Source organism: Bradyrhizobium sp. 1(2017) (genome assembly GCF_011602485.2).
Taxonomy (GTDB): Bacteria; Pseudomonadota; Alphaproteobacteria; order Rhizobiales; family Xanthobacteraceae; genus Bradyrhizobium.
Genome location: NZ_CP050022.2, coordinates 568,592 through 589,349, shown reverse-complemented (window position 1 = coordinate 589,349; position 20,758 = coordinate 568,592). Strand labels below are relative to the sequence as shown.

The following is a 20,758-nucleotide window of genomic DNA, read 5'->3' as shown; positions in this document are numbered from 1 at the left end:
GGCCAAAGGCCGACCAGGACGCATTGCTGGGATCCCACGCCGCCCCGGCTACGCGCAGGCCGTTGGGCCGCCCGCGCAAATCACGCGGGGCCGGTCGGGATCAATGACTTTTCCATGACCAGGGCGACCAAAATCCCAGTTGCAAAGTTCCGGGTCGCTGGTCTCTAATTAGAAGCAATCAAAATCAATCCCGGGAGGACTTCACGTGTCTACAGTCAAACTGACGGTCAACGGCAAGGCCGTTGCTGTCGACGTCGAGGACCGCACGCTGCTGGTCCAGCTGCTGCGCGATCACCTCAACCTCACCGGAACCCATGTCGGCTGCGACACCAGCCAGTGCGGGGCCTGCGTCGTGCATTTGGACGGCCGCGCCGTGAAATCCTGCACCATGCTGGCGGGACAGGCCGACGGCGCGAGCGTCACCACGATCGAAGGCATCGCCAAGGGCGACGAGCTGCACCCGATGCAAGCCGCCTTCCGCGACAATCACGGCCTGCAATGCGGCTATTGCACGCCGGGCATGATCATGTCGGCGATCGACATCGTGCAGCGTCATGGCGGCCAGCTCGACGAGACCACCGTCCGCCACGAGCTCGAGGGCAATATCTGCCGCTGCACCGGCTACCACAACATCGTCAAGGCCGTGCTCGATGCGGCCGGGCGCATGAAGGTTGCGCAGGCGGCCGAGTAAGCGGCCGTCGCAAACAAGAAGAACCACCGCCGCTTTCGATGGAAAGCGCGGATCAACAAATTTCCGGTCGGGAGGACCAGACATGGGTGTTGAAGGCATCGGCGCACGCGTCGTGCGCAAGGAAGACAAGCGTTTCATTACCGGCAAGGGCCGCTACGTCGACGACATCAAATTGCAGGGCATGACCCATGCCCATTTCATCCGCAGCCCGCACGCGCATGCCAAGGTGAAGAAGATCGACTCGTCCGCCGCGCTGAAGATGCCGGGCGTGGTCGCGGTGCTCACGGGCCAAGAGCTCGTGGACGACAAGGTCGGCAACCTCATCTGCGGCTGGGCCATCACCTCCAAGGACGGCAGCCCGATGAAGATGGGCGCATGGCCGGCGATGGCGCCGGACACGGTGCGTTTCGTCGGTCAGGCCGTCGCGGTGGTGATCGCCGACAGCAAGAACCTGGCGCGCGATGCGGCGGAAGCCGTCGTCATCGACTACGAGGAGCTACCCGCCGTCGCTGACATGCAGGCCGCGATCAAGGCCGGCGCGCCGCAGCTCCACCCCGAAGCCCCCGGCAACCAGGTCTATGACTGGGTGATCGGCGACGAGGCCGCCGCCGATGCCGCCTTCGCCAAGGCCGCCAATGTCGTCAAGCTCGACGTCACCAACAACCGACTTGCCCCCAACGCGATGGAGCCGCGCGCGGCGATCGCCGATTACGATGCCGCGGAGGAGCACTTCACGCTCTACACGACGTCGCAGAACCCGCACGTCGCCCGCCTCGTGCTGTCGGCATTCTACAACATTGCCCCCGAGCACAAGCTGCGCGTGATCGCGCCCGACGTCGGCGGCGGCTTCGGCTCCAAGATCTTCATCTATCCGGAAGAGATGGTGGCGCTGTGGGCGTCGAAGAAGATCGGCCGTCCCGTGAAATGGACCGGCGACCGCACCGAGGCCTTCCTCACCGATGCCCATGGCCGCGACCATGTGACCCATGCGGAGATGGCATTCGACGCCAACAACAAGATCACCGGCTTCAAGGTGAAGACCTACGCCAATTTCGGCGCCTACATGTCGCTGTTCTCGTCGTCGGTCCCGACCTATCTCTACGCGACGCTGCTGTCGGGCCAGTACAACATCCCGGCGATCCACGCCGAGGTGATCGGGGTCTACACCAACACCACACCCGTCGACGCCTATCGCGGCGCCGGCCGCCCCGAGGCGAGCTACCTGGTCGAACGTCTGATGGAGACGGCGGCGCGGCAGCTCAAGGTCGATCCGGCCGAGCTGCGCCGGGCCAACTTCATCACCCAGTTCCCGCACCAGACGCCTGTGATCATGGCCTATGACACCGGTGACTTTAACGCCTCGCTCGACGCGGCGATGAAGGCGATCGACTATGCCGGCTTTGCCGGGCGCAAGGCCAAAGCGAAAGCCGACGGCAAGCTGCGCGGCATCGGCGTCTCCTGCTACATCGAGGCCTGCGGCATCGCGCCGTCCAAGGCGGTCGGCAGCCTGGGCGCCGGCGTCGGACTGTGGGAATCGGCCGAGGTGCGCGTCAATCCGGTCGGCACCATCGAGATCCTGACGGGCTCGCACAGCCACGGCCAGGGTCACGAGACCACCTTCTGCCAGCTCGTTGCCGATCGCCTCGGCGTTCCCATCAGCCAGGTCTCGATCGTCCATGGCGACACCGACAAGGTGCAGTTCGGCATGGGCACCTACGGCTCGCGCTCCGCGGCCGTCGGTCTCACCGCGATCCTGAAGGCCATGGAGAAGATGGAATCCAAGGCCAAGAAGATCGCCGCCCATGCGCTGGAGGCCTCGGAGGCCGACATCGTCATCGAGAACGGCGAGTTCAAGGTGACGGGCACCGACAAGGCGATCGCCTTCCCGATGGTCGCGCTCGCAGCCTACACCGCGCACAACCTGCCAGAGGGGATGGAGCCGGGCCTGAAGGAAAGCGCCTTCTACGACCCGACCAACTTCACCTTCCCCGCGGGCGCCTATATCTGCGAGCTCGAGGTCGATCCCGGCACCGGCAAGACCAGCTTCGTCAACTTCGTCGCGGCCGACGATTTCGGCCGGCTGATCAACCCGATGATCGTCGAGGGCCAGGTCCACGGCGGGCTCGTGCAGGGCATCGGACAGGCGCTGCTCGAACACGCGATCTACGATGCCAACGGCCAGCCGGTCACGGCCTCGTTCATGGATTACGCCATGCCGCGCGCCGATGACGTGCCGTCGTTCAACCTCTCCCACACAACGACGCTCTGCCCGGGCAATCCGCTCGGCATCAAGGGTTGTGGCGAGGCCGGCGCGATCGGCGCGTCGGCAGCCGTGATCAACGCGATCACGGATGCGATCGGCAAGAACAATCTGGAAATGCCCGCAACCCCCGACAGGGTGTGGCGCACGATCCACGCGGCTTGAGAGGGAGCAACCAAGATGTACCAGACCACCTATCATCGCGCTTCCTCGGTCGACGAAGCCGTCAGCCTGTTCGGCAAGAGCAGCGAGGCGAAGTTTCTTGCCGGCGGCCAGACGCTGCTGCCGGTCATGAAGCAGCGGCTCGCCAGTCCATCGGACGTCATCGATCTCGGCAAGATCAAGGAGCTGCAGGGCGTCGAACTGTCAGGCGATACGCTGACCATCAAGGCCGCCACGACCTATTACGACATCATGCAGAATGCCGATGTGAAGAAGGCGATTCCCGCGATCGCCTATCTCACCTCGGTGCTCGGCGATCCCGCGGTGCGCTATCGCGGCACGATCGGCGGCTCGATCGCCAACAACGATCCCGCGGCGGACTTCCCCGCCGCACTGCTCGCACTCGGCGCAACCGTGAAGACCAACAAGCGGTCGATTGCGGCGGAGAACTTCTTCCAGGGTCTGTTCACGACGGCGCTCGAAGACGGCGAGATCATCACCGCCGTGTCGTTCCCGGTGCCGGCGAAGGCTGGCTACGAAAAGATGCGGCACCCGGCCTCGCGTTTCGCGCTGACCGGCGTGTTCGTCGCACAGACCAAATCGGGCGAGGTTCGGGTGGCCGCCACCGGTGCCTCGCAGAGCGGCGTCATGCGCGTACCCGCGATCGAAGCCGCGCTGAAGGCGAACTGGTCGCCCTCGGCGATCGACAGCGTCAGCATTTCGGCGAACGGATTGCTGGCCGATATCCACGGGACGGCCGAATACCGCGCCAATCTCGTCAAGGTGATGGCGCAGCGCGCGGTTGCTGCTGCGAGTTGATAGCGTCTCGACGCAAATTTTCCGCGGCGCGCACTTCGGTGCGCGCCGTTTTATTTTTGGCCGTGCGGCATGAAAACCGCTTGCCTCGCTGCCGTGAAGGCGAGAAAAGTTAATCAGCCAATTAACTCGCCCGCAGAGGCACGTCAGAGGCGGCTGCCGGACCAACGGCATTTGCCCGCGACCCGAGGAAACAACAACGTGCTCGATAAATCAGCTCCCACCTCCTCCGTCCGCACCTCCGGCCCGCTGTCGGGCTTCCGCATCGTCGAATTCGCCGGCATCGGCCCGGGTCCGTTCGCCTGCATGATGCTGGCCGACATGGGCGCCGACGTCGTCACGCTCGATCGCGTCGGCGCCAAGAAGAGCATGAAGTCGGTGGCGGGCCGCGGCCGCAAGGTGATCGAGCTCGACCTCAAGGACAAGGCCGCGATCGCACAAGTGCTCGACCTGCTCGCCAGCGCCGATGCGCTGGTCGAAGGCTTCCGGCCCGGCGTCATGGAGCGGCTCGGGCTCGGACCCGAAATCGTGCTCGCTCGTAATCCGAAGCTGGTCTATGGCCGCATGACCGGCTGGGGCCAGGAAGGCCCGCTCGCCAATGCCGCCGGGCACGACATCAACTACATCTCCATCACCGGCGCGCTCGCCGCGATCGGCACGAAGGAGGCGCCGGTGCCACCGCTCAACCTGGTCGGCGACTTCGGCGGCGGCGCACTCTATCTCGTCGTCGGCGTGCTCGCCGCGCTGCTGGAAGCGCAAAAGTCCGGCAAGGGCCAGGTGGTCGACGCAGCGATGTGCGACGGCGCGGCATCGCTGATGTCGTTCTTCTTCGACATGACCACGCTCGGCCGCTGGACGGAGGGGCGCGACCAGAACTTCCTCGACGGCGGCGCCCATTTCTACGGCGTCTATGAATGTGCCTGCGGGCACTTCGTCTCGATCGGCTCGATCGAGCCGCAATTCTACGCGCTGCTGCGCGAGCATGCGGGCCTGACCGACGCGGATTTCGACGCGCAGATGAATCCCAAGGCCTGGCCGGCGCTGAAGGAGAAGCTCAAGACCGTCTTCAAGGGCAAGACCCGCGAGGATTGGTGCAAGCTCATGGAAGGCACCGACATCTGCTTCGCGCCGGTGCTGACCATGTCTGAAGCGACCAGGCATCCGCACATGGTCGCCCGCAACGTCTTCGTCGAGCGCCACGGCGTGAAGCAGCCCGCCCCGGCGCCGCGCTTCTCGCGCACACCGTCCGCGGTGCGCGAGCCGGAGGCGGCGGAGATCGGGGCGGTAACGAAGGAGTGGGCGGGGCGTTGAATCCTCGCTTCGCGTCAACTGCATCGCCGCCCGGCGCTCAACGAAATCAAGCCCCGGCTGAAATCGAGGGAACTACGTCATTCGCGCAGCGCGCGCGATCTGCGATGATCGAAGTCAGCTTGCGGAGATTCAGCCATGGCCCTCCAGCTTCGACCGAACTGCGAATATTGCGACCGCGACCTGCCGCCGCACGCGACCGAGGCGCGGATCTGCTCCTATGAGTGCACGTTCTGCGCCGACTGCGTCGAGACGAAGCTCTTCAACGTCTGTCCGAACTGCGGCGGCGGCTTTGCGCCGCGCCCGATCCGCCCCACGCAGGAATGGCGGCCGGGTGTGTGCGCCAGCAAGCAGACGCCCTCGGACAAACGGGTGCATCTGAAGTACGGCGTTGACGACGTCGCGGCGCATTGCGCGCGGATACGGGACGTGCCGCCGGAGAGGCGGTAGGCTCTCTCCACGTCATTGCGAGGAGCCCTTGCGACGAAGCAATCCAGACTGCCGCTGGGGAAAGATTCTGGATTGCTTCGCTACGCTCGCAATGACGGACAATGCGGATAAAGCGTCGCGCCACCTCTCCAGCTACTCCGCCGCCAGAATCGTCCCCTCGACCTCACCAAATCCGACGCGATAGCCATTGCCCTGGCACCAACCACGCATGATGAGGCTGTCGCCGTCTTCCAGGAACGAGCGCTTGGCGCCGCCGGGCAGCTCGACCGGCTCGGTGCCGTTCCAGCTGATCTCGAGCAGACTGCCGCGCTGGTCCTTTTCCGGGCCGGAAATGGTGCCGGACCCCAGGAGATCGCCGACGTTCATGGCACAGCCTGAAGAGGCGTGGTGCATCAATTGCTGCACCGACGACCAATACATGTACTTGAAATTGGTCCGGCTGATGCTGGCCGGCGCGTTGGCGCCGGCACCACGCAAGGAGACGTCGAGCGCGATGTCGTAGTTCTGCGGCTTCGCCTGCTTGAGATAATCGAGCGGCACCGGCTGCTGCTCCGGCCCCTTCAGGCGGAACGGCTCCAGCGCCTCGCGCGTCACGACCCACGGGCTGATCGACGTCGCAAATGCCTTGGCGAGGAACGGTCCGAGCGGCACGTACTCCCATTGCTGGATGTCGCGCGCGCTCCAGTCGTTGAGCAGCACAAAGCCAAAGATCATTTCCTCGGCTTGGCTCTCGCTCAGCATGCCGCCCATCGGGGCTGGCTGGCCGACCACGACGCCCATCTCCAGCTCGAAATCGAGCCGCTTGCAGGGTGCAAAGCTCGGCAGCTCGACGTTGGGCGGCTTGAGCTGCCCACGCGGCCGCTTCACCTTCGTGCCGGAGACCACGACGGTGGAGGCGCGACCGTTATAGGCGATCGGCATATGCAGCCAGTTCGGCTGCAGCGCATTGTCCTTGCCGCGGAACATCACGCCGACATTGGTGGCGTGCTCTTTCGAGGAATAAAAGTCGGTGTAGCCGGAGACGGTGAAGGGCAGATGCAGCCTTGCCTCGCGCAGCGGCACGACGGCCCGCTTGCGCAGCTCCTCGTTGTCGCGCAATTCGGGATGATCGTGGCGCAAAAGCTCGCTGATCCGCGCCCGCGTCTTGGTCCACACCTTTGGTCCCAGCGCCATGAAGGGATTGAGCGAGGGCGCGGAGAACACGCCGAGCGGACCGACGTCAAGCCGGCAATCCTGTTCGAGCTCCCAGATGTCGAGCACATAATTTCCGATGGCGACGCCGACGCGCGGCGTCGGGTTGGCCGCGGTCGAGAACACGCCATAGGGCAGGTTCTGGATCGGGAAGTCGGATGCGGCATCGACCTCAATGAAGGAGCGGAGGCTGGGGTCGTTGGGGTGGGGCACTTTGTAAATCCTGTTTGCAGTCGGGCAAACTCTCTCCTCCGTCATTCCGGGATGCGCCGTGAGGCGCAGGCCCGGAATCCATAACCACGATCTTGAGTATGGATTCCGGGCTCGCCGCTCCGCGGCGCCCCGGAATGACGACAGAGAAGGCTAAGGCTTATTCGGATCGAACCGCTTCTCCAGGCCATTCCAGCAATCAGCGTAATCGCCCTGCAATGTCGATGCGTTTGCGGCATGCGCGGTGACGCGTTGCGGGTAGCGGGTCTCGAACATGAAGGCCATGGTGCCCGTCAGCTTCACCGGCTTTAGCTCGCCGTTGCTGGCGTGCTCGAAGGCATCGCGATCCGGGCCGTGCGGCAGCATGCAATTGTGCAAGGAGATGCCGCCGGGAACGAAACCTTGCGGCTTGGCGTCGTAGACGCCGTAGATCAACCCCATGAACTCGCTCATGATGTTCATGTGATACCAGGGCGGACGGAAGGTGTTGTCGGCAACCATCCAGCGCTCGGGGAAGATCACGAAGTCGATATTCGCGGTGCCTGCGGTCTCCGAGGGCGAGGTCAGCACCGTGAAGATCGAGGGATCGGGATGGTCGAAGCCGATCGCCCCGACGGGAGAGAATGTGCGCAGATCGTATTTGTAGGGCGCGTAATTGCCGTGCCAGGCGACCACGTCGATCGGCGAATGCGGCAGTGTCGTCTTGAACAGCGATCCGCCCCATTTCACGAACAGCTCGGTCGGCGTGTCCTTGTCCTCGTAGCTTGCCACCGGCGTCAGGAAGTCGCGTGCGTTGGCGAGGCAGTTGGCGCCGATCGGCCCGCGCTCCGGCAGCGTGAAGGCACCGCCGTAATTCTCGCAGAGATAGCCGCGCGCCGGCCCGTTCGGAATCTCGACGCGGAACTTGACGCCGCGCGGGATCACCACGATCTCGCCGGGCTCGGCGTCGATGCGGCCGAACTCGGTGACGAGGCGCAAGCTTCCCTGCTGGAGCACGAACATCAGCTCGCCGTCGGCATTGTAAAAATGCTGGTCCACCATCGACTTGGTGATGAGGTAGACATGTGCGGCCATGCCGGCCTGCGTATTGACGTCACCGGCAGTCGTCATGGTCTGCACGCCCTGGACGAAGGTCACGTCCCCTTTCGGAAGCGGCGTCGGGTCCCAGCGCAGCTGCGCGATCGGCAGGTCGTATTCATGGCACGGCGCCGAGCGCCAGAGGCCGGCGTCGACCTTCTCGAATCGCCCGGAATGCCTCACCGAGGGGCGGATGCGATAGAGCCAGGAGCGCTCATTGCTGCCGCGCGGCGCGGTGAAGGGCGAGCCGGAGAGCTGCTCGGCATAGAGGCCATAGGCGCAACGCTGCGGCGAGTTGCGCCCGATCGGCAGCGCGCCCGGCAGCGCCTCGGTCTCAAAGCTGTTGCCGAAGCCGGACATGTAGCCCGGCGTCACCTGGGCGGAACTGCGAACGATCTGATCAGGCGAGGTATTGATGTTCATGACTATCCTCCTCCTTGTAGCGCGGCCCACATCTCCTGATCGCGCTTGTCGGTCCAGATCACGGGGTCGTCGATCCCCGACGCTTCATCGTAGGCGCGGGAGACGTTGAACGGCAGGCAGTGCTCGTAGATGGCGAAGCTGTGGAATTTCGGGTCCATGACCTCGCGGGTCGCGGCCATCGATTCCTTCAGCGTGTGCCCCTTGGCGACCGATATTTCGGCTGCGCCATACAGTGATGTGACGAAGTCGCGCGTCATCGCGATGGCCTCGCGCACCGTGCTGACGCCGTTCAGCGCATCGCCCCGGCCCGGCGCGATGGCCTTCGGATTGAAGTTGCGGATCTCGTTCAGCGTCAGCGGCCATTCGCGCAAGTGAGCATCGCCGCAATAGCAGGCCGAGTGATATTCGATGAGGTCGCCGGAGAACATCACTTCGGCATCGGGCACCCAGGCGACGATGTCGCCGGAGGTGTGGCCGGCGCCAAGCTGCATCAGGCGCACCTCGCGCTTGCCGAGATAGATGGACATCTCGCCTTCGAAGGTCAGCGTCGGCCAGGTCAGGCCGGGAATGCTCTGCGCATCCTGGAACAGGCGCGGGAAGCGGCCGTATTCGGAATCCCAATCCTGCTGCCCACGCTCCGCGATCAGGCGATGGGTCTCCTGCGAGGCGACGATGCCTTGCGCCTTGTAGGCGGAAGCGCCGAGCACGCGCACCGCGTGGTAGTGCGACAGCACGACATATTTGATCGGCTTGTCGGTGACGGTGCGCACGCGCTCGATCACCTTGTTCGCCATCGCGGGCGTCGCCTGCGCGTCGAACACGAGACAGCCGTCATCGCCGACGATAATCGCGGTGTTCGGATCGCCTTCCGCGGTGAAGGCATAAAGATCGGTGCCGATCTCGGAGAAGGTGATCTTCTTCTCGGAGAGATCGCCGGTGGATGCGAAGTTCTTCGCCATCAATTCGTCCTTTTAGTCACGGGGTTATTGTTGTTGCTGTTGCTGCTGGCCGTCGACCATGCGCCGCTTGGCGAGATCTATGGCCTCGCGCAGCACCGCGATGTTGCCGATATGGTTGGCGAGGATCAGCACCAGCGCCGCGTCGAAGTCGGCGCTCTGCTCTTCGGTAAGGCCGCGATGCGCCTCGACGACGGCGCGGAAGGCGTCGTCGGGCCGTGCAAAGTTGGAGCTGGTCGAAAGCGGCATGCGAAACCTCAATACAAGCCTTCGGCGCGCGCCAGCGCTGCCGCGATCGTCGCTCGCGTCGGACGGCGGAAGCGCGCCGCGACATAACCATCGGGCCGGAGCAGATAGGCGGCGCCCGGTTCGGCGCCGTAGCGCTTTGCGACCAGGCCCGAGGGATCGGCAAGCCCTCTCCCGCCGCCGATGTGGATTGCCTTGACACCATCGGGCGCGTCGATGGCCGCATCATCACCGAACGACAGCAGGGTGAAGTCCGTTCCACCCTTGCGGAAGGCATCGGTCAGGTAGATCCGCTCGCCGGCCGGCGTCGCGGCGGGCGCGTCGAGCATGGAACAGCCCGGCGATGGTCCACCGCGCCACGTATCCGCATCGAGCGAGGACAACGGCGAGTCATAGCTGCACGGCACCGAGAGCCGGCCGCCATTGACCATGCGCTTGCCGAACTCGGTCTCCTTGGCCAGCGACAGCACGGCCTTGCGCAGCCGCGCCTCCTGATGCGAGTTCGGGGCCATGAAATCGGTCGAGCGGGTGGATTCGCGGATGTTCTCGTCCGCCGCCAGGCTGCGCTCGGCATGGTAGCTCTCCAGCAGGCTCGGGAGCGAAGCACCGCGCAGCACGCGGTCGAGCTTCCAGGAGAGGTTTTCGGCGTCCTCGAGTCCCGAGTTCGCGCCGCGCGCGCCGAACGGCGAGACCTGGTGGGCGGAATCGCCCGCAAAAATCACGCGGCCATGGATGAAGCGGTCCATCCGCCGGCACTGGAATTTGTAGAGCGAGATCCACTCGAACTCGAATTTGTCGTGGCCGAGCATGCGCGCGATTCGCGGCCGCACGTTTTCCGGCTTCTTCTCGACGACGGGGTCGGCGTAGCGATTGAGCTGGAGATCGATGCGCCAGACATCGTCGGGCTGCCGGTGCAGAAGCGCCGAGCGGCCCGCATGGAATGGCGGATCGAACCAGAACCAGCGCTCGGTCGGGAATTCCGCCGTCATCTTGACGTCGGCAATCAGGAACTGGTCCTCGAACACCTGTCCGGCGAACTCGGCGCCGACCATCTGCCGCAGCGAGGACCGCGCGCCGTCGCAGGCAATGACATATTGCGCGTGCAGGCGATAGGCGCCTTCGGGTGTCTCGATCGTGAGCGCCACCGCATCGTTGCGCTGCTCGAGCGCCGTCACCTTGTTGCGCCAGCGCAGATCGATCGCAGGCAGATCCTGGATGCGGTCGACCAGATAGGCTTCGGCGTAGTATTGCTGGAGATTGATGAAGGCCGGCCGCTTGTGGCCGTCCTCCGGCAGCAGGTTGAACTGATAGAGCTGCGACTCGCCGTGGAAAATGCGGCCGACGCTCCAGACCACACCCTTCTCGACCATGCGGTCGCCGACACCGAGCCGGTCCCAATACTCCAGCGACCGCTTCGAGAAGCAGATCGCGCGCGAGCCCTCGCCAATGCGGTCGGCATCGTCCAGCAGCACGACGCGCTGGCCGCGCTGAGCCAGGTCGATCGCCAGCGACAGCCCGACCGGGCCCGCACCGACGACCACGACCGGATGCGCGGCCGGGTCCGGGCCGGGACGATCCTGATCGGGGTGGCGTCGATAGCCAAACTGGGATTTGGCCTGGGCCATATACTAACCTCGGCTCTGGTCAGGAGCGGACTGATCTGCTAGATAGTCTCACGTGCAACTATTTTGGACCGGAGCCGGCCGGCCGTCAACTGGAATTCGGAGCGCTCTCCTTGGCGAGGACATCCAGCGACATCGCGCTGAAGACGCGGCAAGCCGACGAGGCCTCGTCGCGGCCAAAACCCCGGCTCGACCTGTTCAGATTCGTGCCGTTCCGCCTCAACCGGCTCGCGGCGGAGGTGAGTTCCGCGCTCGCGGTCGAATATCAGGAACGGCATGGCCTCGACATTCCGGCATGGCGCGTGATCGCCACGCTCGGCTTCCGCAACGATGCCTGCAGCGCGCAATTCATCTCTCAATGCACCCGCACGCACAAATCGACCATCAGCCGCGCCGTGACCGCGCTGCTCAACGAGGAACTGATCGAGCGGGTCGAGAACGAAGCCGACCGCCGCGAATTCCGCCTGCAGCTGACGAAGAAGGGCCGCGCGCTCTATGAGGAGCTGTTTCCGCAATTGTTGCGGCGGGAGGACGAGATCCTCGCCTGTCTCTCCGCGCAGGAGCGCAAGCAACTCTCGGCCCTGCTCGGCAAGATCGAGCAGAGCCTCGACCTGATTCAGACCAGCGAAGAGGCCGACGCCAAGCAGGCGTATTAGTGGTAGGCGTAAGCGCGAGGCGCACGGATGGAGTTGCCCGCTGCATCGAACCTCGTTGACGTGGTGGTGAGCCCACATCTGAAGCTCACAGAACCTGGACGACTGCGCCTAGACCGGCTGAGAAAGCTTGGCAGGCCCGTGACGGCACTGGCTCATGCAGCGACGCTACTTGTGGCATTTGCCGCAACTCGCGCATACGCCACCGACATAAATTATCTGGCTCCACCCGGAGTCGCTGCAAGCGAATTTCCCTCACCGCAGCGCCCTGTCGCACGGATTGTCAGCCCACGCCGCGCCGCCGAAGAGCACCGCGACGCCCTCAATGAGGCCGGTCAAATCGCACGTGCTCTAGAACTGAAACCAGGCATGACAGTCGGCGACATTGGTGCAGGCAGTGGCTACCACACGGTCAGGCTCTCCCGCCTCGTCGGACCCGCCGGCTCTGTCGTTGCCCAGGATGTCACGCGGGATTACCTCATCGCGCTCGCCAAGCGAACAGAACGTCTGAAGTTGACGAACGTGCAATTCGCGCTCGGCGAACCACATGACCCGCGTCTACCCGCTTCCTCGCTGGATGCCGCAATCCTTGTGCACATGTATCATGAGATAGCCCAACCCTATGCCTTCCTCTACAATCTCGCGCCCGCCTTGAAGCAAGGTGCGCGGGTCGGAATTGTCGACCTTGAGCTTCCGACGTCGAAGCATGGCACGCCAATCAAGCTCTTGCGCTGCGAATTGACCGCCGTCGGCTATCGCGAGGTCGCCACATACAAGCTCGCCGGGGACGGAGCATACCTGGCGGTATTCTCTCCGCCGGAGATAGCGGGTCGAAAATCTCCCCGCGATATCGTTGCTTGTGCGGATCCTGCCGGCACCCGCTGACATCACGCTCGCCGCCCGTCACTTTGCAAACGATCGCGACGGCGGCAGATGCAGCGCCCAGGCGTCGACCTTGTCGCTGGCGCGCGGATAGATCTCCGTCACGATCGGATCATGCCCGGGAATGAACCGGTCCGGGTGACCGGCGAGGCGCTCGATCGTGTCCCAACCCTGCGCCATGTCGCCGACATTGTAGACGATCGGGAACGGGCTCTTGCGCTGGAGATTGGCGTAGTAATGCGCGGCATCGGAGGCCAGCACCACGGGCCCGCGCGCGGTCTCGACCCTGACAACCTGCAAGCCGTCGGAATGGCCGCCGACGCGATGCACGGTGACGCCGGGTGCGACCTCGCCATCGCCGGAATAAAAGGTGACGCGCTCGCCGTAGACGTGGCGCACCATCAGCGTGACGTGCTCGACCGAGAACGGATGGCGCAACAGGCCGTTGCACATGCAGCGGCCGGTCGCATAGGCCATCTCGCGCTCCTGGAGATGAAAGCGCGCTTGCGGGAAGCGATCCAGATTTCCGGCATGGTCGTAATGCAGATGCGTCACGATGACGTCGCGAATCGCGGACGCGGCGACGCCGAAGCGCTCCAGCGCATCGACCGGATTGAGCGTCAGCTTGCGCGCCCGCGCGCTCGCTTCCTCGGCGTTGAAGCCGGTGTCGACCAAAATGTCGCGGCCGTGCCCTCGGATCAGCCAGACGAAATAATCGAGATCCTGCGCCGCGCTATCATGCGGGTCGGGCAGGAGGAAGTTCATGTGGGGGGTGCGCGGCGACATTGTCGCATAGCGCAGCGCGTAGATCTCGTAGACGTTTCCCATAACTCTGCTCTTTGCTTTGCTTTTTTCTGAGTGGACCTGCGGGGACGAGCCGGCGCACCAAGCCATTGTCCGGCGCAAAGGTCAAACACCGGAGGTTGCGACGAGCGCAGTCCTGCAATGTGAGACCAATCACATTTTCCGCGCCCCGGCGGCCCTAACATCCCACCGACAGGATCGAGCAGGTCGCATCGAGCACAACCATGATAGCCTCTTCAGTCCAATCGCAACGTGCCCCTGCCGCGCGGTCGGTCGTCGCGATAAAGTCGAATCTCCAAGCGGTTGACGCCCCCCGTCCCCGGTTTGATAATGAATGGAGCGTAAGTTAAGGTCGCCGCGGCGCAAGCTGGGAACGGCGCCTTTTTGGCTGGACCGCGCTGATTATGAAAATTCGCTTCCTTTTTCTGCTGCCCTTGCTCATCTCGCTTGTTCCGACTGCTCCATCGCTTGCGGCTGGCGACCGCTTTGCGCTGGTCATCGGCAACGCCAAATATCCGGATGCGGACGCCCCGCTGAAGGAACCGATCAACGATGCACGCGACGTCGCCGACGAGCTCAAGCGCGACGGCTTTTCCGTCGAGATCGGCGAGAACCTGACCGGCGACGGCATGCGCCGCGCCTTCGACAAGCTCTACGGCAAGATCAAGCCGGGTGCGGTGGCGCTGGTGTTCTTCAGCGGTTTCGGCATCCAGTCCGCCCGTCAGAGCTATATGCTGCCGATCGATGCGCAGATCTGGACCGAATCCGACGTGCGCCGCGACGGTTTCAGCCTGGAGACCGTGCTCGGCGAGCTCAACACCCGCGGCGCCGGCGTCAAGATCGCGTTGATCGACGCCTCCAGGCGCAACCCGTTCGAGCGCCGGTTCCGCAGCTTCTCCGCCGGCCTCACGCCGGTCATCGCGCCGAACGGCACCCTGGTGATGTATTCGGCGGCGCTGGCCTCGGTGGTCTCGGACGCCGGCGGCGAGCACAGCCTGTTCGTCCAGGAATTGTTGAAGGAAATCCGCGTTCCCGACCTGATGGCCGAGGAGACGCTGAACCGCACCAAGATGGGCGTCACCCGCGCCTCGCGCGGCGAGCAGGTGCCTTGGATATCCTCTTCATTGGCCGAAGATTTCTCGTTCATCCCGGGGGCCGGCGGATCGCGTCCGTCAACACCGCCGCCGCCGCCGCCCGCCGCGCCGGCCGTGGTTGCCAACACCCCGCCGCCGGCACCACCCGCCCCGCAGGCACCGCCTCCGCCGCCGAAGCCGGCCGACACGGCTGCGGCGCCTGCACCTCCTCCTTCGCCGCCGCCACCCGCACCGGCCCCCTCGCCGAAGCCGCAGGTCGAGGCTGCCCTGCCGCCTCCGCCGCCCCCCGCGAAGCCGGCTGATCCGGCGCCGAGCGCGGACAGCGGCCCGAACCCCGCCGTGCTGGCTGACGACCCCACGATCAAGGGCCTGACGGCCAAGATCGCCGCCAATCCTGATGACGTGAACGCGCTGTACCGGCGCGGCCAGGTCTATGCCAGCAAGGGCGCCTACAACCTCGCCATCAAGGATTTCGACGATACGCTCCGGATCAATTCGAAGGACGTCGAGGCGCTGAACAACCGGTGCTGGACCCGCACCGTGGTCGGCGATCTCCAGGCCGCGCTCAAGGATTGCAACGAGGCGCTGCGGCTGCGGCCGAACTTCGTCGATGCGCTGGACAGCCGCGGGCTCGTCAATCTGAAATCGGGCGCGGTCAAGAACGCCATCGCCGATTTCGACGCGGCCTTGAAGATCAATCCGCGCCTGACCTCCTCGCTCTACGGACGCGGCCTCGCCAAGCAGCGCAACGGTTCCGCCCAGGAGGGGGCGCTGGACATTGCCAATGCCAAGGCGATGGATCCGAACATCGTTCAGGAATTCGCAAGCTACGGAGTACGTTGATATTTTTTCGGTCGAGGCAGCGGTGCCTCGAACCTTGAACAGCCCAGGGAAGACTAATGGGCGGATGCTGCAAGCGGGCTTTCTCGAGGGCCGCTTGCAGGAATTTTGGAACATAGAGCTGGCTGCGCAGGAGAGGGACTGGCTATGAGATTGGCTGCAAGGGGACTGACCGCGATCCTGTCCATCATCACCATCAGCGCCGCTCTGTCGCTGCCGGCCCCGTCCGCCTTTGCAGGCGAAGAAAGCAACAGCAAGAACGTCACCGAGGACGAGATCCTCCGCGCGCTCGCCCCGCCCGCGAAGAAGCCCCTGACCCGCGGTCTCTCGATCGCCCCGCCGGCCGATCCGGCGCCGAGCGCGACCGAGACCAAGCTGATCCAGTCGGTGCGCGGCCGCTCGACGCGCTCGCTTTCGTCGACCGAGCGCGAGGAAATCGCCTTGGCGGCCAAGGACAAGCCGAACATCGATCTTGAGATCACGTTCGACTACAACTCCGCCAATATCAGCGCCAAGTCGATGCCATCCGTGCAGGCGCTCGGCCGCGCGCTGACCAGCCCGGACCTGAAGGGCTCGACCTTCGTGGTCGCCGGTCACACCGACGCTGCCGGCGGCGAAGCCTACAACCAGGACCTGTCCGAGCGCCGCGCGGATTCGATCAAGCGCTACCTCGTCGAGAAGTACAGCATCTCGGCGACCGATCTCGTCACCGTCGGCTACGGCAAGAGCAAGCTGAAGAACCCGAGCCAGCCGCTGGCCGAGGCCAACCGCCGCGTGCAGGTCGTCAACATGGAAAACAAGACCACCGCATCGAAGTAAGCACGACGCAATCCTCTGCAGTGACGAGTCGTGATGCGGTGTAAGGTCTCGCTTCCAAAGCGCGTCCCGCGGCCTTGCGGGACGCCGCTTTATTTCAGACAAACGCTCTCGAGGGGCCTCGCGCGGATGGCCGTGAGCCAGGCCAGGATGATCCGGCGATGAATTTCACCGAATATCTCAAGCCTGCCGGAACCGTGGTGTTCGTCGTTGCACTCGGCGTAGGCTATTACCTGTTCGAGCATCGGCATCGCCCCGAGAAGAAGGAAACGCCGGGCGAGGCGCTCGTCATCGTGACGAAGTCGACCAATGCCTGCTTCTCCGACCTCGTGCGGGTCACCGGCTTCTTCGTGCCGCGCCGCGAAGCGGTGGTCATCGCCGACCAGGAGGGATCCAGGGTCACCGACCTCTTCGTCACCGAGGGCACCGTCGTCACCGACAACCAGGAACTGGCGCGCCTGACCGCGCCGCCGCAAATCCCGGGCCAGCCGCAACGCCCCGGCCCGCAAGGCCCGATTTCGTTGAAGGCGCCCGCTCCGGGGCTGATCACCGAGGTTCGCACCATCGTCGGCGCGCCTGCCTCGCCGCAGGCCGGTCCGATGTTCCGCATCGCCGTCAACAACGAGATCGAGCTCGACGCGCAGGTTCCTGCGGTGCACATGACCAAACTGAGCTCCGGCGCGACCGTGCGCATCAGCCGCGACGACGCACCAGATCTGATCGGCCGGGTCCGGCTGGTCGCGCCCGAAATCGACCGCACGACCCAGCTCGGACGGGTCCGCATCAGCGTCACCAACAATCCCTCGCTGAAAGTCGGCGTGTTCGCCCGCGCCTCGATCGACGCCAAGCGCAGCTGCGGCGTCTCGATCCCGAAGACGGCGATCGACCATCTCACCGTGCAGGTCGTCAAAGGCAATATCGTCGAGACGCGCAAGGTGCGGGTCGGACTGTCGTCCGACAGTGCCACGGAAATCCTGGAAGGGCTCGAGGTCGGCGAGATCGTCGTCGCCGATGCCGGCTCTTCGCTCCATGACGGCGACCAGATCAAAACCATGTTCGCCGATGAACTCGATCGCACGCGGGTACGCTGATGGCTCTCAATATCTCGGCATGGTCGATCCGTAATCCACTGCCGTCGGTCGTCTTCTCGATCATCCTGCTGGTTCTCGGCTGGGTCTCCTTCACCAAGCTCGCCGTGACGCGGCTGCCGTCGGCCGACATTCCCGTGATCTCGGTCGTGGTCTCGCAATTCGGCGCGGCGCCCGCCGAACTCGAATCGCAGGTCACCAAGACGGTCGAAGACGCGGTCTCCGGCGTCGAGGGCGTGCGGCACATCACCTCCTCGATCACCGACGGCGTCTCGGTCACCACGATCCAGTTCGCGCTGGAGACCAACACCGACCGCGCCCTCAACGACGTCAAGGACGCGGTGACGCGCGTGCGCTCCAACCTGCCGCAGAATGTCACCGAGCCGCTGATCCAGCGCGTCGACGTGATCGGCCTGCCGATCGTCACCTATGCCGCGATCTCGCCCGGCAAGACGCCGGAGCAGCTCTCCTATTTCGTCGACGACGTGGTCAAGCGCGCGCTGCAAGGCGTCCGCGGCGTCGCCCAGGTCGAGCGCATCGGCGGTGTCGAGCGCGAGATCCTGGTCTCGCTCGACCCGGACCGTTTGCAGGCCATGGGCCTGACCGCCGTCAATGTCAGCCAGAGCCTGCGCGGCACCAATGTCGACGTCGCCGGCGGCCGCGCCGAGATCGGCAAGAACGACCAGGCGATCCGCACGCTCGCGGGCGCCAAGACGCTGGGCGACCTCGCAGGCACGATGATCCCGCTGTTCGGCGGCGGCGAGGTCCGACTCGACGATCTCGGCACCGTCACCGACACCATCGCCGACCGCCGCACCTTCGCCCGCTTCAACGGCGAGCCCATCGTCGCGCTCGGCATCAAGCGCTCCAAGGGCGCCAGCGACGTGAAAGTGGCCGAGGCCGTGCAGAAGCGCATCGACGCGCTCAAGGCCGCCTATCCCGACGTCGACCTGAAGGTGATCGACACCTCGGTCGAATACACCAACGGCAATTACCACGCCGCGATCTCGACCCTGTTCGAAGGCGCCATCCTCGCCGTCGTCATCGTGCTATTGTTCCTGCGTGACCTGCGCGCCACCATCATCGCCGCGATCTCGCTGCCGCTGTCGATCTTCCCGGCATTCTGGGCGATGGACCTGCTCGGCTTCTCGCTGAATCTCGTCAGCTTCCTCGCCATCACGCTGTCGACGGGCATCCTCGTCGACGACGCCATCGTCGAGATCGAGAACATCGTACGGCACATGAACATGGGCAAGTCGCCCTATCGCGCCGCCCTCGAAGCCGCCGACGAGATCGGCCTCGCGGTGATCGCGATCTCGCTAACGATCATCGCGATCTTCGCGCCCGCGAGCTTCATGTCGGGCATCGCCGGACAGTTCTTCAAGCAGTTCGGCATCACCGTTTCGGTGCAGGTGTTCTTCTCGCTGCTCGCGGCGCGATTCGTCACGCCGGTGCTGGCCGCCTACTTCCTCAAACACCATGCGCATGAGGAGCCGCCGCCCGGCCGCGTGTTGCGGGCCTACCATGGCATCGTGGCCTGGTCGGTGAAGCATCATTTCATCACGGTGCTGATCGGCCTCGGCGTCTTCGCCGCCTCGATCTGGAGCATCACGCTGCTGCCGCAGGGCTTCCTGCCGGCACAGGACAGCGCCCGCTCGCTGCTCGCCCTCGAGCTGCCGCCTGGCACTCAGCTCGCCTACACCGAAAAGGTCACCGAGGACATCGTCGCGCGCCTGCGCAAACGGCCCGAGGTGAAGAGCATCTTCGTCGACGGCGGGCGCGTTCCACCGGGCACCCAGGAAGTCCGGCGCGCATCTCTGATCATCAACTACACGCCCAAGGACGACCGCGACATCACCCAGCGCGAGCTAGAATCCTCGATCAGCCAGGAACTGGAGAACATTCCCGATATCCGCTTCTGGTTCCTCGACGAGAACGGCCTGCGCGCGATCTCGCTGGTGGTGACCGGCGTCGACGCCAACATCGTCAACAATTTCGCGAGCGAGCTCGCGACGCAGATGAAGCGGATTCCAACCATCTCCAACGTGATCTCGGAAACCACGCTGGAGCGGCCCGAGCTGCGCGTCCAGCCGCGCGCCGATCTCGCCGCACGGCTCGGGGTCTCGACCGAAAGCCTGTCGCAGACCATCCGCGTCGCCACCATCGGCGACGTCGGCCCCGCGCTCGCCAAGTTCGACGTCGGCGACCGCCTGGTGCCGATCCGCGTGCAGCTCGAGGATGCCGCACGCGGCAACCTCAAGACCCTCGAGCAGTTGCGCGTGCCGCTCGGCGAGCGCGGCGAGAAGGGCGGCGTGCCGCTCTCGGTCATCGCCGACGTCAAGCTCGACCAGGGTCCGACCAGCATCAACCGCTACGATCGCGAACGGCAGGCGACCGTCGCGGCAGACCTCGTCGGTTCTGCCGCGCTCGGCGACGCGACCAAGAAGATCTACGACTTGCCGGTGATGAAGAGCCGGCCGAAGGGCGTGAAGGTCTCGCCCTCCGGCGACGCCGAAAGCCTCAACGAGCTGTCCGACGGCTTCGCCACCGCGATCACGGCGGGCCTGATGATGGTCTACGCCGTGCTGGTGCTGTTGTTCGGCACCTTCCTCCAGCCCATCACCATCCTGTTCTCGCTGCCGCTCTCGATCGGCGGCGCGATCGCCGCCCTGCTCGTCACCGGCAAGCAGCTCACGACGCCGGTGTGGATCGGCATCCTGATGCTGATGGGCATCGTCACCAAGAACGCGATCATGCTGGTGGAGTTCGCCATCGAGGCCATCAAGGCCGGCAAGCCGCGCGAGGAAGCGATGATCGACGCCGGCATGAAACGCGCCCGCCCGATCGTGATGACCACGATCGCGATGGCCGCGGGCATGATGCCGAGCGCGCTCGCGGTTGGCGCCGGCGGCGAATTCCGCTCGCCGATGGCCCTCGCGGTGATCGGCGGCCTGATCTTCTCGACCATCCTGTCGCTGGTGTTCGTGCCCGCGATGTTCATGGTGATGGACGATTTTGGCGCCCTGATCTGGCGGTTCGCCAAGCGGCTGATCGTGCACAGCGAAGATTCCGAACTTGGCGGTCATCACGCAGCGGCGGGCGCGACTCCGGCGGACGCCGCACCGGCGCCGACGAACGTCGCGCGCCCCGCGGCGGAGTAGGATGCCAA

At 64.9% G+C, this 20,758-nt stretch carries 17 protein-coding genes; 11 read left to right on the top strand and 6 right to left on the bottom strand.

Features of this window, described 5'->3' with window-relative positions; all coding sequences use genetic code 11:
• Window positions 1–205: 205 nt before the first annotated feature.
• From HAP40_RS02740 to HAP40_RS02720, 5 genes are all read left to right on the top strand, one after another.
• The gene (locus tag HAP40_RS02740; RefSeq protein ID WP_166811007.1) at window positions 206–691 is read left to right on the top strand and encodes a (2Fe-2S)-binding protein; all 486 of its coding nucleotides are present in this window, start codon (window positions 206–208) and stop codon (window positions 689–691) included.
• Between the two features lie 82 nt (window positions 692–773).
• Window positions 774–3,116, top strand: a complete 2,343-nt coding sequence (locus HAP40_RS02735; RefSeq protein WP_166811009.1) for a xanthine dehydrogenase family protein molybdopterin-binding subunit — start codon at window positions 774–776, stop codon at window positions 3,114–3,116.
• Between the two features lie 15 nt (window positions 3,117–3,131).
• A complete protein-coding gene (locus tag HAP40_RS02730; protein WP_166811011.1) occupies window positions 3,132–3,932 on the top strand; it encodes an FAD binding domain-containing protein in 801 nt (266 codons plus the stop codon).
• A 198-nt stretch (window positions 3,933–4,130) separates the two neighbouring features.
• Entirely contained in the window at window positions 4,131–5,240 is a 1,110-nt protein-coding gene (locus tag HAP40_RS02725) for a CaiB/BaiF CoA transferase family protein (protein ID WP_166811013.1), read from the top strand.
• A 135-nt stretch (window positions 5,241–5,375) separates the two neighbouring features.
• The gene (locus HAP40_RS02720) at window positions 5,376–5,687 is read left to right on the top strand and encodes a DUF1272 domain-containing protein (RefSeq protein WP_166811015.1); all 312 of its coding nucleotides are present in this window, start codon (window positions 5,376–5,378) and stop codon (window positions 5,685–5,687) included.
• A 132-nt stretch (window positions 5,688–5,819) separates the two neighbouring features.
• Here the strand turns inward: HAP40_RS02720 and fahA are convergent, their stop codons facing one another.
• From fahA to HAP40_RS02695, 5 genes are all read right to left on the bottom strand, one after another.
• Entirely contained in the window at window positions 5,820–7,091 is a 1,272-nt protein-coding gene (gene fahA / locus HAP40_RS02715) for a fumarylacetoacetase (protein WP_166811017.1), read from the bottom strand.
• Between the two features lie 150 nt (window positions 7,092–7,241).
• Window positions 7,242–8,588 (bottom strand): homogentisate 1,2-dioxygenase, encoded by a 1,347-nt coding sequence (gene hmgA / locus HAP40_RS02710; protein ID WP_166811019.1) that lies wholly within the window; start codon window positions 8,586–8,588, stop codon window positions 7,242–7,244.
• Between the two features lie 2 nt (window positions 8,589–8,590).
• Entirely contained in the window at window positions 8,591–9,547 is a 957-nt protein-coding gene (locus HAP40_RS02705; RefSeq protein ID WP_166811021.1) for an MBL fold metallo-hydrolase, read from the bottom strand.
• Window positions 9,548–9,571: 24 nt separating this feature from the next.
• Complete coding sequence (locus HAP40_RS02700; RefSeq protein ID WP_166811023.1) at window positions 9,572–9,793, bottom strand: DUF2783 domain-containing protein; 222 nt, start codon at window positions 9,791–9,793, stop codon at window positions 9,572–9,574.
• A gap of 8 nt (window positions 9,794–9,801) precedes the next feature.
• On the bottom strand, window positions 9,802–11,415 hold the full coding sequence (locus tag HAP40_RS02695; RefSeq protein ID WP_166811025.1) for an FAD-dependent oxidoreductase: 1,614 nt from the start codon (window positions 11,413–11,415) through the stop codon (window positions 9,802–9,804).
• Between the two features lie 110 nt (window positions 11,416–11,525).
• Here HAP40_RS02695 and HAP40_RS02690 point away from each other — a divergent pair, with 110 nt between their 5' ends.
• Window positions 11,526–12,068, top strand: coding sequence for a MarR family winged helix-turn-helix transcriptional regulator (locus HAP40_RS02690; protein WP_166811027.1), 543 nt, complete (start codon window positions 11,526–11,528; stop codon window positions 12,066–12,068).
• Window positions 12,069–12,206: 138 nt separating this feature from the next.
• Window positions 12,207–12,950 (top strand): class I SAM-dependent methyltransferase, encoded by a 744-nt coding sequence (locus HAP40_RS02685; RefSeq protein ID WP_166819178.1) that lies wholly within the window; start codon window positions 12,207–12,209, stop codon window positions 12,948–12,950.
• A gap of 18 nt (window positions 12,951–12,968) precedes the next feature.
• On the opposite strand, the gene HAP40_RS02680 is transcribed toward HAP40_RS02685, so the two are convergent.
• On the bottom strand, window positions 12,969–13,775 hold the full coding sequence (locus tag HAP40_RS02680; protein WP_166811028.1) for an N-acyl homoserine lactonase family protein: 807 nt from the start codon (window positions 13,773–13,775) through the stop codon (window positions 12,969–12,971).
• A gap of 380 nt (window positions 13,776–14,155) precedes the next feature.
• Here HAP40_RS02680 and HAP40_RS02675 point away from each other — a divergent pair, with 380 nt between their 5' ends.
• The 4 genes from HAP40_RS02675 (at window position 14,156) to HAP40_RS02660 (ending at window position 20,750) form a co-directional block, all read left to right on the top strand.
• Window positions 14,156–15,688: a caspase family protein gene (locus HAP40_RS02675; RefSeq protein WP_166811030.1), complete on the top strand. Its 1,533-nt coding sequence runs from the start codon at window positions 14,156–14,158 to the stop codon at window positions 15,686–15,688.
• Between the two features lie 144 nt (window positions 15,689–15,832).
• On the top strand, window positions 15,833–16,504 hold the full coding sequence (locus HAP40_RS02670) for an OmpA family protein (RefSeq protein ID WP_166811032.1): 672 nt from the start codon (window positions 15,833–15,835) through the stop codon (window positions 16,502–16,504).
• A 158-nt stretch (window positions 16,505–16,662) separates the two neighbouring features.
• Complete coding sequence (locus tag HAP40_RS02665) at window positions 16,663–17,592, top strand: efflux RND transporter periplasmic adaptor subunit (RefSeq protein WP_166811034.1); 930 nt, start codon at window positions 16,663–16,665, stop codon at window positions 17,590–17,592.
• On the top strand, window positions 17,592–20,750 hold the full coding sequence (locus HAP40_RS02660; protein ID WP_166811036.1) for an efflux RND transporter permease subunit: 3,159 nt from the start codon (window positions 17,592–17,594) through the stop codon (window positions 20,748–20,750). Before HAP40_RS02665 ends, HAP40_RS02660 begins: the two co-directional genes overlap by 1 nt.
• Window positions 20,751–20,758: the final 8 nt, after the last annotated feature.

Excerpts from the sequence above, each read along its gene's own strand:
- HAP40_RS02735 (WP_166811009.1), top strand. The coding sequence starts at position 774 with ATGGGTGTTGAAGGCATCGGCGCACGCGTCGTGCGCAAGGAAGACAAG.
- HAP40_RS02730 (WP_166811011.1), top strand. The coding sequence starts at position 3,132 with ATGTACCAGACCACCTATCATCGCGCTTCCTCGGTCGACGAAGCCGTC.
- HAP40_RS02720 (WP_166811015.1), top strand. The coding sequence starts at position 5,376 with ATGGCCCTCCAGCTTCGACCGAACTGCGAATATTGCGACCGCGACCTG.
- hmgA (WP_166811019.1), bottom strand. The coding sequence starts at position 8,588 with ATGAACATCAATACCTCGCCTGATCAGATCGTTCGCAGTTCCGCCCAG.
- HAP40_RS02705 (WP_166811021.1), bottom strand. The coding sequence starts at position 9,547 with ATGGCGAAGAACTTCGCATCCACCGGCGATCTCTCCGAGAAGAAGATC.
- HAP40_RS02700 (WP_166811023.1), bottom strand. The coding sequence starts at position 9,793 with ATGCCGCTTTCGACCAGCTCCAACTTTGCACGGCCCGACGACGCCTTC.
- HAP40_RS02695 (WP_166811025.1), bottom strand. The coding sequence starts at position 11,415 with ATGGCCCAGGCCAAATCCCAGTTTGGCTATCGACGCCACCCCGATCAG.
- HAP40_RS02680 (WP_166811028.1), bottom strand. The coding sequence starts at position 13,775 with ATGGGAAACGTCTACGAGATCTACGCGCTGCGCTATGCGACAATGTCG.
- HAP40_RS02675 (WP_166811030.1), top strand. The coding sequence starts at position 14,156 with ATGAAAATTCGCTTCCTTTTTCTGCTGCCCTTGCTCATCTCGCTTGTT.
- HAP40_RS02670 (WP_166811032.1), top strand. The coding sequence starts at position 15,833 with ATGAGATTGGCTGCAAGGGGACTGACCGCGATCCTGTCCATCATCACC.
- HAP40_RS02665 (WP_166811034.1), top strand. The coding sequence starts at position 16,663 with ATGAATTTCACCGAATATCTCAAGCCTGCCGGAACCGTGGTGTTCGTC.
- HAP40_RS02660 (WP_166811036.1), top strand. The coding sequence starts at position 17,592 with ATGGCTCTCAATATCTCGGCATGGTCGATCCGTAATCCACTGCCGTCG.